The sequence below is a fragment of the Microbacterium sp. MYb62 genome (assembly GCF_002979475.1).
Lineage (GTDB): Bacteria > Actinomycetota > Actinomycetes > Actinomycetales > Microbacteriaceae > Microbacterium.
Window position 1 is genome coordinate 132,365 of sequence record NZ_PCOY01000001.1, and the last position, 15,769, is coordinate 148,133.

A 15,769-nucleotide genomic window follows, 5' to 3' on the forward strand; every position below is an offset into this window, starting at 1 on the left:
GCCGATCACCGTCAGCGCGACGGGGCCTCGTCGTCTGCCAGGAGATCGGGTCGGCGGGCTCGCGTGCGCACGAGCTGCTGCTCCCGCCGCCAGGCGGCGATCGCGCCGTGATTTCCGCTGAGCAGGATCTCGGGCACCGCGCGTTCCCGCCAGGACGCGGGCTTCGTGTAGGACGGATACTCGAGCAGACCGTCCTCGTGGGACTCCTCGACGAGGCTCTCCGGGTTGCCGACGACGCCGGGGATGAGGCGGCCGATGGCCTCGATCATCGCCATGGTGGCGACCTCTCCCCCATTGAGGACGTAGTCCCCGAGGCTGATCAGTCGCACTTCTCCGAGGTCGGCCGCGTACTCGAAAACGCGCTCGTCGATCCCCTCGTAGCGACCGCATCCGAAGACGAGGTGCTCGCGCGTCGCGAGCTGGCGGGCGGTCTTCTGCGTGAAGACCTCACCGGCGGGTGACGGGAAGATGATGGTCGGACGCTCGGCATCCGGTGCCGGCGCGGACCCGGCCACCTCGTCGAGGGCCAGCCCCCAGGGCTCGGGTTTCATCACCATGCCGGCGCCACCGCCGTAGGGCGTGTCGTCCACCGTGCGGTGGCGATCGAACGCCCAGTCCCTGAGGTCGCGGACGCGGAGGTCGATGAGGCCTGCGTCCTGAGCCTTCCCGAGAAGGGAGAGGGTCAGACCGTCGAAATAGGACGGGAAGATGGAGAGGACGTCGATGCGCACGGGGGAACCGTATCAGCGCTCACTCGGACGCTTCGGCGTCCGAGCCCGACGGCGACTCGGCGTCCGCGGCATCCGGAAGCTCCTCGAAGAGGCCGGGCGGCGGGGTGACGATCACGCGTCCAGCAGCGACGTCGACGGTCGGCACGATGGCCGCGACGAACGGCACCATGACCTCGTTCTCCCCGGCCTTCACGATGAGAAGGTCCTGCGCGGGGAAGTGCTCGACGCGCACGACACGGCCGATGACGGCGTCGTCGCGGACGACGTCGAGACCGACCAGCTGGTGGTCGAACCACGCGTCGTCCTCGACCTCGTCGGCATCCTGATCGATCCACAGGATCGCCCTGACGAGGCTGTCGGCGGCGTCACGGTCTTCGACGTCGTCGAAGAAGACGACGGGGTTGCCGTTCATCACCCGATACTCGCGGACCGTGATCTCCTTGCCGTGCCACGGAGATGCCTCCGGCACCTGCAACGTGAAACCGGCACCGGGAGTGAAGCGTCCCTCGGGGTTGTCGGTGTAGAGCTCGAGCTTGAGTCCGCCCTTGAGCCCGTGCGCCTTGACGAGGCGTCCGACACGCAGCTGGTTCTTGCCCTGGTTGCGGTCCTTCGACACCACGTCAGTCGTCCGCGACATCGACGCGGACCCGACGCCCGTCAGCGAGGGCGCTGACGAGGGTGCGAAGGGCCTTCGCGGTGCGGCCGCCGCGCCCGATCACGCGTCCACGGTCATCGGGGTGCACACGCACCTCGAGGAGGTCGCCTCGCGGCGACGTGGATTCGTTGATGCGGACATCTTCCGGGTGATCGACGATCCCCTTGACGATGTGTTCGAGCGCGGCGGCGAGCACGACGGATTACTCTGCGTCTGCTGCGGGAGCCTCAGCGGCCTCCGCGTCGGCCGCGGCGGGAGCCTCCTCAGCGGGAGCCTCCACCTTCTTCTCGACCTTGGGCTTGACGACGGACTTCTTGGAGCCGTCGATCTCGAAGGGAACCTTGGGCTCCTTGACCTTCAGCGTGGACTTCGCGTCAGCGTCGCCCTTGAACTTGCCCCAGTCGCCCGTGATCTTGAGGATGGCGGCGACCTGCTCGGTCGGCTGCGCGCCGACGGAGAGCCAGTACTGCGCACGCTCGGAGTCGACCTCGATGAACGAGGGCTCCTCGGTGGGGTGGTACTTGCCGATCTCCTCGATCACGCGACCATCGCGCTTGGTCTTCGAGTCGGCGACGACGATGCGGTAGTACGGCGCACGGATCTTGCCCAGGCGCTTGAGACGAATCTTGACAGCCACGATTCTCCTGAATTGTGTGGAAGGAAACGAACTGATCGCCTGGAGAGTGGGGTGCACACCCGGCGGAAGCTCAAATGAGTGCGGACGAAAGCTGGATAGAGGGTCGAGCAGCCGTCCGACCCTCTATTCTGCCAGATACGCGGGCCGCGCGCGAAACGCGGCGAAACGCCTGTTGCCGTGTCGCGGTGCGCGCATGCCAGACTGTGCGGGTGAAGCTCGAGTTCGCCTCCTCGGCCCGGTCCACCGTCGGCCTCGAATGGGAGATCATGCTCGCGGATCCCGCGAGCGGTGACCTCGTCGGACGCGCTCCCGAACTGCTCGCCGCGCTCGAAGCCGAGAGCGCCGATGAGCGGCACACGGTCACGGGCGAACTGCTCACGAACACGATCGAGGTCACGAGCGGCATCGGCGATTCGGTGGCGCACGCCGTCGACGACATCGCCAATGCCATCACAGCGGTGCGTTCCGCGACGGATCCGGCGGGGATCGAGCTGCTGTCGGCGGGAAGTCATCCGTTCGCCCAGTGGTACGACCAGCAGGTCACGGACAAGTCGCGTTACCACACGCTGATCGAACGCACCCAGTGGTGGGGGCGCAACATGATGATCTGGGGGATCCACGTGCACGTCGGCGTGGAGGACCACCGCAAGGTCTTCCCGATCATCAACGCGCTCTCCGCCTACCTGCCGCACCTGCAGGCTCTGTCCGCCTCGAGTCCGTTCTGGGCGGGTGAGCGCACGGGATACGCCTCTAACCGCGCTCTCGTCTTCCAGCAGCTGCCCACGGCCGGCCTCCCCTGGCCGCTGCACGACTGGTCCGAGTACGAGGCGTACCTCGACGACATGGTCCGAACCGGGGTGATGGCCGACGCCACAGAGGTGCGCTGGGACATCCGCCCCGCACCCCGCTGGGGCACCATCGAGGTGCGCGCATGCGACGGGCTCTCGACACTGCCCGAGCTGGCCTCGGTCGCCGCCCTCGTCCAGGTGCTGGTGGAGCACTTCTCCCGCCAGCTCGACGAGGGCCGGAAGCTCCCCGAACTGCCGGCATGGTTCCACCGCGAGAACAAGTGGCGTGCGGCGCGGTACGGACTGGACGCGCGCGTCATCGTCGACGCCGCGGGAACCCAGCGACCGGTCCGCGAGCATCTCGCCGAGATCCTCGAACAGCTCGCGCCGGTCGCCGTCGAGCTCGGCTGCATCAGAGAGTTCGGCAACAACGCCGCCACGCTGGAGCACGGAGCGAGCTATGAGCGTCAGCTCGTGCTCGCCAATGCCACCGGCGGCGACCTCACGGCCGTCGTGCAGCATCTGATCCGCGAGTTCCGGTCCGGCCCCGAGTCTTCCACCGACGGCGCGTAGCCCCCTCCGGGCGGACGCCCCTCGCGCTGCGGAGCACTCAGTCCTCGACCAGGCGCCTGGCGAGGCCCTCGTCCAGCACGACATCGGTGATGAGACCTGCGGCCAGTGCGGCGCGAAGACTGACGAGCTTCGGGATGCCGGAGACGACGCAGATCCGACGCGGGACCCGCCGGAGACGATCGAGGCCGGGGCCAGTCGCCCTGGCGTTGACGCGGATGTCCCTCCACGAGCCGTCCAACCGGAAGAACACCGTCGCGACGTCGCCGATCGCATGGTCCTCGCGGAGGCTGCGGTAGTCGTCGCGTCCCAGGTAGCCGCCGACGTACACGCGACTGGGCACCTCGGCTGCGGGGGATCCCAGACTGAAGACCGCGACGTCCATCTTCGCCTGCAGGTCGAGCACGCGACGAGTGCTCCGCTCGCGCCACATCGCTTCACGTGTCGCCGGGTCGTCGAAGAACGCGGGAACCGGGAACTGCTGTACCTGCGCGCCGAAGGCGCTGCCGAACCGCTGCAGGATGTCGCTGGAGTACTCCACCCCCGTGGTCTGCGTGTTGCCCGCCCCGTTGAGCTGCACGAACGTCGTGTTGTGGGTCTCCTTCTGCGTGAGCCCGCGACTGACCGCGCTGATGGTCGACCCCCACGCCACCCCGATCACCATGTTCGAGTCGACGAACTGCGACAACAGGCGTCCGGCAGTGAGGGCGACCCGCTCCAGGCGCTCCACCTCGCTGAGGATCTCGGGCATCGGCACGACGTGCGCCGCGACTCGATGGCGGTCGCGGATGCGCTGTTCGAGCATGCCGAGCCGTTCGAGGGGCGAGTTGATCCGGATGTCGACCAGCCCGCTCTCCCTGGCGAAGCTCAGCAGACGGGAGACGGAGGACCGTGAGGTACCGAGCTCCTGAGCGATGACCTCCATCGTCTTGTCCTGCATGTAGTAGAGCTGCGCGGCCGTGAGCGCGGCGATCAGCTTGCTGTCGCGCGATTCCGCGCTTGTCCCGGCCATGACGACCTCCTCATCCTCGATCCTTGCACATATGTGCAGTGGGCTTGCGCGGGATGCCACACAGGTCGATGCTGGTTGGCAAGTAAGGAAGAGAGGGTCGACGATGATCGATTCGACACACTCGTCAGCGGAGCGCGCAGAAGTTCGCGCCGTCCGCGAATCCGGACGCACGAGCGTCCTCGTCATCGGCGGCGGGATCAACGGGATCTCCACGTTCCGTGACCTGGCACTCCAAGGGGTCGACGTGCTGCTCGTCGAGCGCGGCGACTTCGCTTCCGGCGCTTCCTCCGCGTCGAGCCACATGATCCACGGCGGCATCCGCTATCTCGAGAACGGCGAGTTCCGCCTCGTGCGCGAGTCCGTCGAAGAGCGCAACGGTCTGCTCAAGATCGCCCCGCACTACGTCAAGCCGCTGCAGACGACGATCCCGATCTACTCGACCTTCTCGGGCATCCTGTCCGCTCCCCTGCGATTCCTCACGCACAAGAGCGGCAAGCCCCAGGAGCGTGGCGCGTTCCTCATCAAGGTCGGCCTGACGATCTACGACACCTTCTCGCGTGACGGCGGCACCGTTCCCCGGCACCGGTTCCTCGGACGCAAGAAGTCGCTCGCGGAGCTGCCGTCGCTCGACCCGAAGATCAAGTACACCGCGACGTATTACGACGCCTCGATGCACGATCCGGAGCGGCTCGCGCTCGACGTCCTCCAGGACGGACGCGCGGCGCACCCCGGTGCACACGCACTCAACTACGTCGAGGCCATCGCACGCGACGGCGACAAGGTCGTGCTCCGCGATCGCGAGAGCGGGACGGAGTTCTCGGTGCAGTCCGACGTCGTCGTCAACGCCTCCGGCCCCTGGACCGACCTCACCAACGACGCACTGGGCACCGACAGCCGCTTCATGGGCGGCACCAAGGGGTCGCACATCGTGCTCGACCACCCTGAGCTGCTCGAGGCGACGCAAGGTCGTGAGATCTTCTTCGAGCACTCCGACGGCCGCATCGTGCTCATCTACCCGCTCAAGGGTCGCGTTCTCGTCGGCACCACCGACATCGACGCCGACCCGCGCGAGGTCCCGGTGTGCACGGAGGAGGAGGTCGACTACTTCTTCGATCTGATCCACCACGTGTTCCCGACCATCGCCGTCGCACGCGACCAGATCGTGTACAAGTTCTCGGGTATCCGTCCGCTCCCGCGCCACGAGGACACGGCTCCCGGTTTCGTGTCCCGCGACTACCGCATCGAGGTCGACGACCAGGGCGCTGTCCCCCTGGTCAGCCTCGTCGGCGGCAAGTGGACGACGTTCCGCGCACTCGGCGAATCCCTCTCCGACATCGTGCTCGGCCTCATCGATCGCACCAGAACCGTCTCCACGGCCGGACGTGCGATCGGCGGCGGGCGGGAGTTCCCCCGCACCGAGAAGGCCAAGCGCATCTGGATCCAGGAGAATCTCCCCGGTGCCGGCGTCCGCGCGGAACGGCTGCTCACCCGCTACGGGACGCGCGCCGCGCAGGTCTGGGACTACGTCGAGCAGGGAGCGGATGCTCCACTCGCCGGCGGCGACCTCTCGACGCGCGAGCTCGACTGGATGGTGCAGAACGAGATGGTCACGCGCCTGGAGGACGTCGTCCTCCGCCGGACCAGCATCGCCTTCACCGGCGGCGCGAACGCCGAGGTCCTCGACGAGATCGCCGACGCCCTCGCGCCCATGCTCGGCTGGGACCGCTCGCGCCACGATGCGGAGCTCGAGCAGACCCGCCAACTGTTGAACGAAAGACACGGACTCGACATCCCGTCCCGCACCCGCGGCTGACAGGATCTCGGACAGCCGCCCTCCTCGCGGCGCAACCCTCATAACGTGTCGGGGCAGAGGGGCCCCGACACACAAGAAAGGTCAAAGAAGACATGGCTGATGTGAATCTCGGTCTCTACTTCCTCTCCGAACTGGTCGGCACGGCGATGCTGGTGTTGCTCGGATGTGGTGTCGTAGCGAACGTCGCTCTCGCGAAGAACAAGGGCTTCGGCGGCGGCTTCCTGATGGTCAACTGGGGATGGGGCCTCGCGGTCTTCGCCGGTGTGCTCGTCTCGGCCTACTCCGGCGCGATCCTCAACCCCGCCGTCGGCATCGGCCTCCTGGTCGCCGGCAAGATCAGCTTCGTGATGTTCCTGACGGCCACGGCCGCGGAGCTCGTGGGAGCGATCCTCGGCGCGATCGTCGTGTGGCTCGCCTACAAGCAGCACTTCGACGAGGAGCCGGAGGCCGCCAACAAGCTCGGCGTCTTCTCCACCGGCCCCGCGATCCGCTCCTACGGATGGAACCTCGTCACGGAGATCATCGGCACGTTCGTGCTGGTGTTCGTCATCTTCGCGTTCGCCGACTACGGCGACATCGAGGTCGGCACGCCCGGAGGCCTCGGCCCGCTCACGGCTCTGCCGGTGGCACTCCTCGTCGTCGCGATCGGCGCTTCCCTCGGTGGCCCGACCGGCTACGCGATCAACCCTGCCCGTGACCTCGGTCCGCGCATCGCCCACGCCATCCTGCCGATCAAGGGCAAGGGCGCCAGCGACTGGTCCTACTCGTGGGTCCCTGTCGTCGGTCCGCTCATCGGTGGTGTGATCGCCGCTCTGGCCGCCCCCGTGCTGCTCGGCCTCGCCGGCTGACCCGCACTTCATCCGCACTGGAATTCAAAGGAGAGCACAAGTGGCTGACTACATCATCGCGATCGACCAGGGAACGACGTCGAGCCGCGCGATCATCTTCGACAAGAAGGGGAGCATCGTCGCGACCGGCCAGAAGGAGCATGAGCAGATCCTTCCGAAGGCCGGTTGGGTCGAGCACGACGCGGCCGAGATCTGGCGCAACGTCCAGGAGGTCATCGGTCTCGCCCTCGGGCGCGCAGACCTCACCCGCCACGACATCGCGGCCGTCGGGATCACGAACCAGCGCGAGACCGCTGTCGTGTGGGACAAGAAGACCGGCAAGCCGATCTACAACGCGATCGTCTGGCAGGACACCCGTACGCAGGAGATCGTCGACCGCCTCGCGGCCGACGGCGGCGTGGAGCGGTTCAAGCCGGTCGTCGGTCTTCCGCTGGCGACCTACTTCTCCGGCACGAAGATCGCCTGGATCCTCGAGAACGTCGACGGGGCCCGTGAGAAGGCAGAGGCGGGCGATCTGCTTTTCGGCACGACCGACTGCTGGGTCCTGTGGAACCTGACGGGCGGTGCGGACGGCGGAGTGCACGCGACCGACGTCACCAACGCCTCCCGCACGATGTTCATGGACCTCGAGACGCTCGAATGGCGCGACGACATCCTCGAGGCGTTCGGCGTGCCGCGTTCGATGATGCCGGAGATCCGTTCCTCGTCCGAGGTCTACGGCACGGCCGAGAGCTCGTCGCTGCTGCGCGAGACACCGATCGCCGGCATCCTGGGCGACCAGCAGGCCGCGACGTTCGGGCAGGCGGCTTTCCAGACCGGTGAGAGCAAGAACACCTACGGCACTGGCTGCTTCCTGATCTTCAACACGGGCGAGGAGATCGTCCACTCGAAGAACGGGCTGCTCACCACCGTCGGCTACAAGCTCGGCGATGGACCGACGCACTACGCGCTGGAGGGATCGATCGCCGTCACGGGATCGCTCATCCAGTGGCTGCGCGACCAGCTCGGCATCATCTCCTCGGCCCCCGAGGTCGAGAAGCTGGCCGAGCAGGTCGAGGACAACGGCGGGGTGTACATCGTCCCGGCGTTCTCGGGTCTGTTCGCACCGTACTGGCGCCCGGACGCCCGTGGCGCCATCGTGGGCCTGACCCGCTACGCGAACAAGAGCCACATCGCGCGCGCCGCCCTGGAGGCCGTGGCCTTCCAGACCCGCGACGTGCTCGACGCGGTCAACGCGGATGCCGGCGTGGATCTGACCGAGCTCAAGGTCGACGGCGGGATGGTCGCCAACGACGCACTCATGCAGTTCCAGGCGGATGTCCTCGGCGTCCCTGTGGTGCGTCCGGTCGTCGCCGAGACCACGGCGCTGGGTGCGGCTTACGCTGCCGGGCTCGCCGTCGGATTCTGGAACGGTCTCGATGACCTCTCTGCGAACTGGCAGGAGGACAAGCGCTGGGAGCCCTCGATGGAAGAGGGCGAGCGCGACCGGCAGCTGCGTCTGTGGCGCAAGGCCGTCACGAAGTCGATGGACTGGGTCGACGAGGACGTGAAGTGATCTGACGGCATCACGAGGCGGGTCCGGAGTTCTGCTCCGGGCCCGCTTTCGTGTTCCCGACCGCGAGCTGCTCGGCGACGGCCAGGAACGCTCTGGCCGCAGTGCGCGGCGCGGTGACGTCCCAGGCGATGTACTCGACGCGCGACGGGCCGTCGCGTACATCGGCGGTCTCGACGTCGACCCCCGACCTCGCGACAGTCCCCGGCGCGAGCAGCGTCACCGCCAGTCCTGCTTCGACCAGCCCGAGGATGAGCGACGCGGAGTCGGCCTCGAACGCGACGTCGCGCGTCAGGCCGGCGGACGCGAACGCGGCGTCGCTCTGGGCTCGGCCGGAGGTCGCCGCCGGGAAGTCGGCGAACGTCAGGCCGGCGAGATCTGCGAGTCCGATCGCCCCGGATGCCGCCAGCTCGTGCCCTCGAGGGACCACGGCGACGAGACGGTCGTGGGACAGAACGCGCGATGCCACCCCGACCGGATCCACCCCCTCGCGCAGGCCGAGCACGGCGACGTCGAGGTCGCCCCGACGGAGTGCCCCCATCAGGACGTCGCTGTTACCGACCCGCAACTCGACCCTCGCGAGCGGATGAGCCGCGCGGTACGCCACGAGCGCTGCCGGGAGGTCGATGGCGGTCACCGTCGGGATGACCCCGATCCGAAGCGTGCCCACGACGACGCCGTCGGCGGCGGCGGCATCCTCCTTCGCCTGCTCAGCGGCCCGCAGCGCGATGCGCGCGTGCTCAACGAAGGCTGCACCGGCCTCGCTCAGGCGCACGCTGCGACTCGACCGCACGAACAGCCGTCGGCCGAGTTCGCGCTCGAGCGCGGCGATCTGGTGACTCAGCGCCGACTGCGTGACGAAGCATCGTTCGGCGGCGCGGGTGAAGCTCGAGGTCTCGGCGACTTCCACGACGTAGCGGAGCTGTTGGAGTTCCATCCATCCATGATCACGCTTCATCTAAAGCGTGACAACTATGCCTTGGACTCATCGATGCTCGCCGCGCACCCTGGAAGTATGAACCGCCTGGCACTGGTGCTGTTGACCGCACTCGCTCCCATCGCATGGGGAACCACCTATCTCGTGACCACCGAGCTCCTCCCCGCCGGCCATCCGATGTTCGCCGGCCTGCTCCGGTCCCTCCCGGCCGGGCTGCTCGCCGTGCTGATCAGCCGTCGACTTCCGCGCGGGTCGTGGTGGGGAAAGGCCTTCGCCCTCGGAGCCCTGAACATCGCAGCGTTCTTCCCGCTCCTCTTCCTCGCTGCCGAACGACTCCCCGGCGGCGTCGCCGCCGCGGTCGCGGGGGCGCAGCCACTCATCGTCCTGATACTCGGCGCTCTCGTCCTGCAGGAGCGGATCCGGCCCGTGACGGCTGCGGCCGCCGTCGTCGGGGCCGGGGGCGTCGCGCTGGTCGTCCTGGGCCCGGCGGCCGAGCTCGATGCCTGGGGAGTCCTCGCCGCGCTCGGCGGGGTCACGGCGACCGGGGTGGGGATGATCCTGACAAAGCGGTGGGGTCGACCGTCCGGCGTCGGCCCGGTCGCCTACGCGGGCTGGCAGCTCAGCGCCGGCGGGCTGCTCCTGCTGCCGCTTACGCTCATCGTCGAAGGCGTGCCCTCCACGATCGATGCCGGCGCCGCTCTCGGGTACCTCTGGCTCGGAACCGCCGGAGGAATCGTGGCCTACACGCTCTGGTTCCGCGGGGTCCAGCAGCTTCCGATGATCGCGACGGGTCTACTGGCGCTGCTCTCCCCCGTCGTCGCCACCACACTGGGCGTGCTGGTCGCAGGCGAGCGCTTCACCGCGATCCAGGCGATCGGTCTCGCTCTCACGATCGGCGCCCTGGTCCTGGGGCAGGTCGTCACCCGCCCGCCCGCAGCGAATCCCCCACGGCGGGTGGAACCGTCGTCGCCTGCGGCACTGGCGGCGCCCCGCTGAGCGCCGATCGACTCCTGCCGATCAGCGCTGCCGGTCAGCTCTTGCCGAAGAGCTTCTGGATCTCAGCGAGTTCTGCCTCGCTCGGTGCCTGAGCAGCACCGCCGCCGAGCCCGAATCCCGATCCCGTCGGCGTCGCGGTCGAGGCGATACCCGCGTTCTCGGCGGCGCGCTTCGCCGGGTTCCCCGACCGGGAGCCGCCCGAGGACTTCGCCTTCTTGCCGCGCTTCGACGACGCACCGGGACGCCCCATGCCGGGCACCGCCCCCATGCCGGGGATGTTGGGCGTGCCACCGCGCGCCACCGTCTTCATCATCTTGGCGGCCTGCTCGAAGCGCTGCACGAGCTGGTTCACGTCGGTGACGGTCATGCCCGAACCGCGGGCGATGCGCAGGCGGCGAGAGCCGTTGAGCACCTTGGGGTTGCGGCGCTCCCCCGGTGTCATCGAACGGATGATGGCCTCGGTGCGATCGATCTCGCGCTCGTCGAAGTCGTCGAGCTGCTGCTTCATCTGCCCCATGCCCGGGAGCATCCCGAGCATCTTCTTCATCGAGCCCATCTTCTTCATCTGCTGAAGCTGGTCGAGGAAGTCCTCGAGCGTGAAGGCCTCTGTCGCGAGCTTCTCGGCCATCTTCATGGCCTCTTCCTCGTCGAAGGCCTGCTGGGCCTGCTCGATGAGGGTCAGGATGTCGCCGAGGTCGAGGATGCGGCTCGCCATGCGGTCGGGGTGGAACGGCTCGAGATCCTCGAGGCGCTCGCCCGTCGAGGCGAAGATGATCGGCCGGCCGGTGACGGAGGCCACCGAGAGCGCAGCGCCACCGCGCGCGTCTCCGTCGAGCTTCGAGAGCACGACACCGGTGAAGTCGACGCCCTCCTGGAACGCCTTGGCCGTGTTGACGGCATCCTGACCGATCATCGCGTCGATGACGAACAGGACCTCGTCGGGGTCGACGGCCTTGCGGATGTCGGCTGCCTGCTTCATGAGTTCGGCATCGACGCCGAGGCGGCCGGCGGTGTCGATGATCACGACGTCGTGCTGCTGACGGCGGGCGTAGTCGACGCCATCGCGAGAGACCTTGACGGGGTCGCCGACGCCGTTGCCCGGCTCGGGAGCGAAGACCGTGGCACCGGCCTGCTCCGCCACGACCTGCAGCTGGTTCACCGCGTTCGGGCGCTGAAGGTCGGCGGCGACGAGCAGCGGGGTGTGCCCCTCGCCCTCGAGCTGTTTCGCGAGCTTGCCGGCGAAGGTCGTCTTACCGGAGCCCTGGAGGCCCGCGAGCATGATGACCGTCGGTGCCGTCTTCGCGAACTGCAGGCGTCGCTGCTCGCCGCCGAGGATCTGCACGAGCTCCTCGTTGACGATCTGCACGACCTGCTGCGCGGGATTGAGCGCCTTGTTGACCTCGTCACCGAGTGCGCGCTCGCGCACCTTCGCGGTGAACTCCTTGACGACGACGAGTGCGACGTCGGCGTCGAGCAGCGCGCGACGGATCTCACGCACGGTGCCGTCGACGTCGGCCGCGGTGAGCTTTCCCTTCGTGCGCAGGTTGCGGAAGGTCTCGGTGAGCCGATCGGAGAGCGTGCCAAAGGTAGCCATGGTGCTGTCGATTCTACGCGAGCGGAGCCTCCATGCTCAGCGCGGCGCGGAGCTCGGCCTTCGCCCTCTGATAGCGGCCGCGAGCGGTGGAGGCGGGGATGCCGATGATCTCGCCCGCCTCGGCGAGCGAGAAGCCCTCCCAATGCACGAGACGCACGACTTCGGCGAGGTCGAGATCGAGGCGCGCGATCGCGTCGCGCACATCGGCACCGGCATCCGACGGCGGGGCGCACGCGTTCTCGCGGACCTGCAGACGGATCCGGTCGGCCAGCGCCCATCGGCGCCGCGAACCACGGGCGTGGTTGAGCAGCGCTCCTCGAGCGATGCCGAAGAGCCACATGCGGGCGCGCTCGGCGTCGACGGGAAGCTCGGCGACCCGGCGCCACGCCACCACCATGGTCTCTCCGAGCAGATCGGGGGCGTCGTCGGGGCCGGCCCTGCGTTGGAGGTACGCGAGGATGTCGGCGGCGGAGGCCTCGAGAGCGGCGGTGAGCAGTGCGGATCCGTCGGTCATGCGCCGGCGCACTTGACACCACCCTCGGAGCTGAACGTCCAGGAGTTCTCCGGGAACCCTCTTTCCTTCAGATGTGCGGTCATCGCCTCACCGACGGCCCGATCGACCGCGAACGCGTGGATGTCGTCAGCGTCCGGCCGACCGGGAACCGAGGCCGCGTCCTCGAGCCAGCCGTCCGCTCCGATGATCACGGTCATTCCCACCACCGCCTGCTCGTCGTAGATGGCCCTCACCTCGGCTTCGGCGGCGGGAAGGTTGAGGGCACGATCCAGCGCTCCCCCTCTCAGCCACTGGGCGACCTCATCCTGAAGCGCGCGCTGCGTCTCCGTGTCGGTGCTCCGGTCCACCTCAGCGGTCGGATCGTCGATCGTTGCTGGATCCCCGATGATCAGTCGCACCTCGCATGCTCGACCACTCGGGAGGCTGAACGAGTAGGCGCCGTCAGGGTCCTCGAATCCGCCGGGCCACGAGACCAGCCCGGATGCGACGGCAACACCGCCCCCACCGATGACGAGCGCCAACGCCGTGGCGGCCGCGACGCCTACCGTCGCCCGTCGACGCGGCCGAACCGGTCGAGCCGTGTCTTCGGCGTCCCGCACCATGGCGCGCAACGCGACATCGAGATCCGGTCGCCGGGTGACGGTCGCCGGGTTCGATCGGGCAAGACCGTCGTCGAACAGGTCGTCGTCCATGAGCTTCTCCTCCGTTGCGCCCACCTCGAACAGGAGGGTTCACTCCTGACCTGTCCGGCACACCGCGAAACGTCCACGGTCGATGCGGGTCAGCCCCAGCGAAGGTCGTCGATGCCGGACTGCGCCTCGTCGAGCAGGGCGTCCGGAGTCACGCGTCCCGCTCCCTGCTCGGCCCATACCCGCAAAGACGAGAAGAGGGCAGCCGCGTGCGCGGCGCCGAGGATGTCGGCGCGGATGGTACTGATGCCTGCGGCCACAGCCGCCTGGGCGATCGCCGCGGCCAGCCGCGCCTGGCGCACGCCGGTATCGCGGACCAGCTCCTGCTCCAGGCCCATGGCGGCCCTGTTCCGCAGGGCGAGCGCCAGCGGGTCCGGTGCGAAGTCCCGCAGGACCTCGCGCAGCACCGCACGCACGGCGTCCCCGTCCGCGCGGTCGCCGAGCTCGGCCAGGGCGTCCACGCTCGCGGCGATCCTGGCGTCGAGCCCCGACCACAGCACGTCGCTCTTGGAGGAGAAATAGTTGAAGAAGCTCGAACGGCTGACACCGGCGCGCTGTGTGATGTCGGCCACGGATGTCGCGTCGTAGCCGCGCTCCAGGAAGAGCTCGCACGCCGCCTCTGCCAGCGTCTCCCTCGACGACGCCTTCGGGCGCCCCGCTCGACCGGTGGAACTCATGCCCTCACGCTACCGCGAGGTGCGGCGCAGGCGCGCCCGAGCATCCCCGGAGGAGTATTGTTGCCCTCAGTCCATTTACCCGACGAAGGTGACCATGTGATGCTCGAGATCCTCACCCCCGGATTCGCTCCGACCCCTGTGCCCTACCTCGACGGGTGGGAGTTGCAGCGTCGCGTACACGCCGACATCGTCGAAGGCGCGCGGCCGGACACCTTGATCCTCCTCGAACACGAGGGGGTGTACACCGCAGGCAAGCGAACCGAGCCGCAGGAGCGCCCACAGGACGGCACGCCCGTGATCGACGTCGATCGCGGCGGCAAGATCACCTGGCACGGACCAGGGCAGCTCGTCGGATATCCCATCGTGCGGCTGGTCGAACCCATCGACGTCGTCGCCCACGTCCGCCGACTGGAGCGTCTGCTCATCGAGGTCCTGCGCCCACTCGGCGTCGACGGCTATCAGGTCGCCGGACGCAGCGGTGTCTGGGTGCGTCGACCGCTCTCCGAAGACAAGGTCGCGGCGATCGGGGTGCGCGTGCAGCAGGGCGTGACGATGCACGGGTTCGCCATCAACTGCGACAACTCCCTGGCGGGGTTCCGCGGCATCATCCCCTGCGGCATCACCGACGCCGGGGTCACGACGGTGAGCGAGGTCGTCGGTTCGGCCGTCTCCCCCGTCGATCTCGTCGATCCGGTGCAAGAAGCCTTCCTCGCGGAGTACGCGGGAACCGAACTGTCAGGAGCCAACGCATGACCGCTGCACCCGAGGGCCGCAAGCTCCTCCGCCTCGAGATCCGGAACGCCGAGACGCCGATCGAACGCAAGCCGGAGTGGATCAAGACGAAGGCGAAGATGGGCCTCGAGTACACGGCGCTCCACTCCCTCGTGAAGAGCGAAGACCTGCACACGGTCTGCCAGGAGGCCGGCTGCCCGAACATCTACGAGTGCTGGGAGGACCGGGAGGCGACCTTCCTCATCGGCGGCTCCCAGTGCACCCGGCGCTGCGACTTCTGCCAGATCGACACCGGGAAACCCGATGCCTACGACACCGACGAGCCCCGACGCGTGGCCGAGAGCGTCGTGCGGATGAACCTCCGCTACGCCACGGTGACGAGCGTGGCCCGCGATGATCTGCCCGACACCGGCGCGTGGCTCAATGCCGAGACGGTGCGGAAGATCCACGAGCTCAACCCGAACACGGGCGTCGAACTGCTCGCGAACGAGCACAACGCCGATCCCGCGTTCCTGGGTCAGATCTTCGATGCGCGCCCTGAGGTGTTCGCGCACAACGTCGAGACCGTGCCGCGCATCTTCAAGCGCATCCGCCCGGCCTTCCGCCACGAACGCTCCCTCAACGTGCTGACGCAGGCGCGGGATGCCGGTCTGATCACGAAGTCGAACCTCATCCTCGGTATGGGCGAAGAGCCGGAGGAGGTCATCCAGGCGCTGCACGACCTGCACGACGCCGGCTGCGACATCATCACCATCACCCAGTACCTGCGTCCGTCGCCTCGTCACCTCCCGGTCTCGCGCTGGGTGAAGCCGGCGGAGTTCCTGGAGTTCAAAGAGGAGGCGGAGCGCATCGGCTTCCTCGGTGTCCTCGCCGGGCCCCTGGTCCGGTCGTCGTACCGTGCTGGGCGCCTGTGGGCGCAGTCGATGGTCTCCAAGGGTCGGGACATCCCGGAGCACCTCGCACACATCGCCGACAGCGCAGACCTGGGCTTCGCTCAGGCGGTCTGACCGACCGTCCTGGCACC

At 68.2% G+C, this 15,769-nt stretch carries 17 protein-coding genes; 7 read left to right on the forward strand and 10 right to left on the reverse strand.

The annotated features are described in order from the left end of the window. Positions 1-11: 11 nt before the first annotated feature. The 4 genes from trmD to rpsP are packed head-to-tail and all read right to left on the reverse strand — an operon-like array spanning position 12 to position 2,023. Positions 12-731, reverse strand: a complete 720-nt coding sequence (trmD, locus tag CQ042_RS00670) for a tRNA (guanosine(37)-N1)-methyltransferase TrmD (protein WP_105668312.1) — start codon at positions 729-731, stop codon at positions 12-14. A gap of 19 nt (positions 732-750) precedes the next feature. Beyond that, positions 751-1,368 (reverse strand): ribosome maturation factor RimM, encoded by a 618-nt coding sequence (gene rimM, locus CQ042_RS00675; protein ID WP_105668313.1) that lies wholly within the window; start codon positions 1,366-1,368, stop codon positions 751-753. Then, positions 1,352-1,582 (reverse strand): RNA-binding protein, encoded by a 231-nt coding sequence (locus CQ042_RS00680; protein ID WP_017830729.1) that lies wholly within the window; start codon positions 1,580-1,582, stop codon positions 1,352-1,354. Before CQ042_RS00680 ends, rimM begins: the two co-directional genes overlap by 17 nt. 6 nt (positions 1,583-1,588) lie before the next feature. Next, a complete protein-coding gene (gene rpsP / locus CQ042_RS00685) occupies positions 1,589-2,023 on the reverse strand; it encodes a 30S ribosomal protein S16 (RefSeq protein WP_105668314.1) in 435 nt (144 codons plus the stop codon). Between the two features lie 209 nt (positions 2,024-2,232). On the opposite strand from rpsP, the gene CQ042_RS00690 reads away from it, so the two are divergent. Beyond that, complete coding sequence (locus CQ042_RS00690; RefSeq protein ID WP_105668315.1) at positions 2,233-3,384, forward strand: glutamate--cysteine ligase; 1,152 nt, start codon at positions 2,233-2,235, stop codon at positions 3,382-3,384. A gap of 37 nt (positions 3,385-3,421) precedes the next feature. On the opposite strand, the gene CQ042_RS00695 is transcribed toward CQ042_RS00690, so the two are convergent. After that, positions 3,422-4,393 (reverse strand): sugar-binding transcriptional regulator, encoded by a 972-nt coding sequence (locus CQ042_RS00695; protein ID WP_105668316.1) that lies wholly within the window; start codon positions 4,391-4,393, stop codon positions 3,422-3,424. A 103-nt stretch (positions 4,394-4,496) separates the two neighbouring features. On the opposite strand from CQ042_RS00695, the gene CQ042_RS00700 reads away from it, so the two are divergent. The 3 genes from CQ042_RS00700 to glpK all read left to right on the forward strand — a co-directional run bounded on the left by CQ042_RS00700 (position 4,497) and on the right by glpK (position 8,609). Next, on the forward strand, positions 4,497-6,206 hold the full coding sequence (locus CQ042_RS00700; protein ID WP_105668317.1) for a glycerol-3-phosphate dehydrogenase/oxidase: 1,710 nt from the start codon (positions 4,497-4,499) through the stop codon (positions 6,204-6,206). Positions 6,207-6,298: 92 nt separating this feature from the next. Further along, complete coding sequence (locus tag CQ042_RS00705) at positions 6,299-7,054, forward strand: MIP/aquaporin family protein (RefSeq protein ID WP_105668318.1); 756 nt, start codon at positions 6,299-6,301, stop codon at positions 7,052-7,054. 40 nt (positions 7,055-7,094) lie between these two features. Then, on the forward strand, positions 7,095-8,609 hold the full coding sequence (gene glpK / locus CQ042_RS00710; protein ID WP_105668319.1) for a glycerol kinase GlpK: 1,515 nt from the start codon (positions 7,095-7,097) through the stop codon (positions 8,607-8,609). 10 nt (positions 8,610-8,619) lie between these two features. On the opposite strand, the gene CQ042_RS00715 is transcribed toward glpK, so the two are convergent. After that, positions 8,620-9,543 (reverse strand): LysR substrate-binding domain-containing protein, encoded by a 924-nt coding sequence (locus CQ042_RS00715; protein WP_105668320.1) that lies wholly within the window; start codon positions 9,541-9,543, stop codon positions 8,620-8,622. Positions 9,544-9,621: 78 nt separating this feature from the next. Between CQ042_RS00715 and CQ042_RS00720 the strand changes: the two genes are divergently transcribed. After that, a complete protein-coding gene (locus CQ042_RS00720) occupies positions 9,622-10,539 on the forward strand; it encodes an EamA family transporter (protein WP_105668321.1) in 918 nt (305 codons plus the stop codon). A gap of 34 nt (positions 10,540-10,573) precedes the next feature. Here CQ042_RS00720 and ffh read toward each other — a convergent pair whose 3' ends face one another. The 4 genes from ffh to CQ042_RS00740 form a co-directional block, all read right to left on the reverse strand. Continuing rightward, a complete protein-coding gene (ffh, locus tag CQ042_RS00725) occupies positions 10,574-12,133 on the reverse strand; it encodes a signal recognition particle protein (RefSeq protein ID WP_105668322.1) in 1,560 nt (519 codons plus the stop codon). A gap of 13 nt (positions 12,134-12,146) precedes the next feature. Next, entirely contained in the window at positions 12,147-12,647 is a 501-nt protein-coding gene (locus tag CQ042_RS00730; RefSeq protein WP_105668626.1) for an RNA polymerase sigma factor, read from the reverse strand. Continuing rightward, positions 12,644-13,339 (reverse strand): hypothetical protein, encoded by a 696-nt coding sequence (locus tag CQ042_RS00735; protein WP_105668323.1) that lies wholly within the window; start codon positions 13,337-13,339, stop codon positions 12,644-12,646. Before CQ042_RS00735 ends, CQ042_RS00730 begins: the two co-directional genes overlap by 4 nt. Before the next feature lie 89 nt (positions 13,340-13,428). Beyond that, complete coding sequence (locus tag CQ042_RS00740) at positions 13,429-14,013, reverse strand: TetR/AcrR family transcriptional regulator (RefSeq protein ID WP_105668324.1); 585 nt, start codon at positions 14,011-14,013, stop codon at positions 13,429-13,431. A gap of 99 nt (positions 14,014-14,112) precedes the next feature. Here CQ042_RS00740 and lipB point away from each other — a divergent pair, with 99 nt between their 5' ends. Continuing rightward, entirely contained in the window at positions 14,113-14,766 is a 654-nt protein-coding gene (gene lipB / locus CQ042_RS00745; RefSeq protein WP_105668325.1) for a lipoyl(octanoyl) transferase LipB, read from the forward strand. After that, complete coding sequence (lipA, locus tag CQ042_RS00750; RefSeq protein WP_105668326.1) at positions 14,763-15,752, forward strand: lipoyl synthase; 990 nt, start codon at positions 14,763-14,765, stop codon at positions 15,750-15,752. The genes lipB and lipA overlap by 4 nt, the downstream gene beginning before the upstream one ends. Positions 15,753-15,769: the final 17 nt, after the last annotated feature.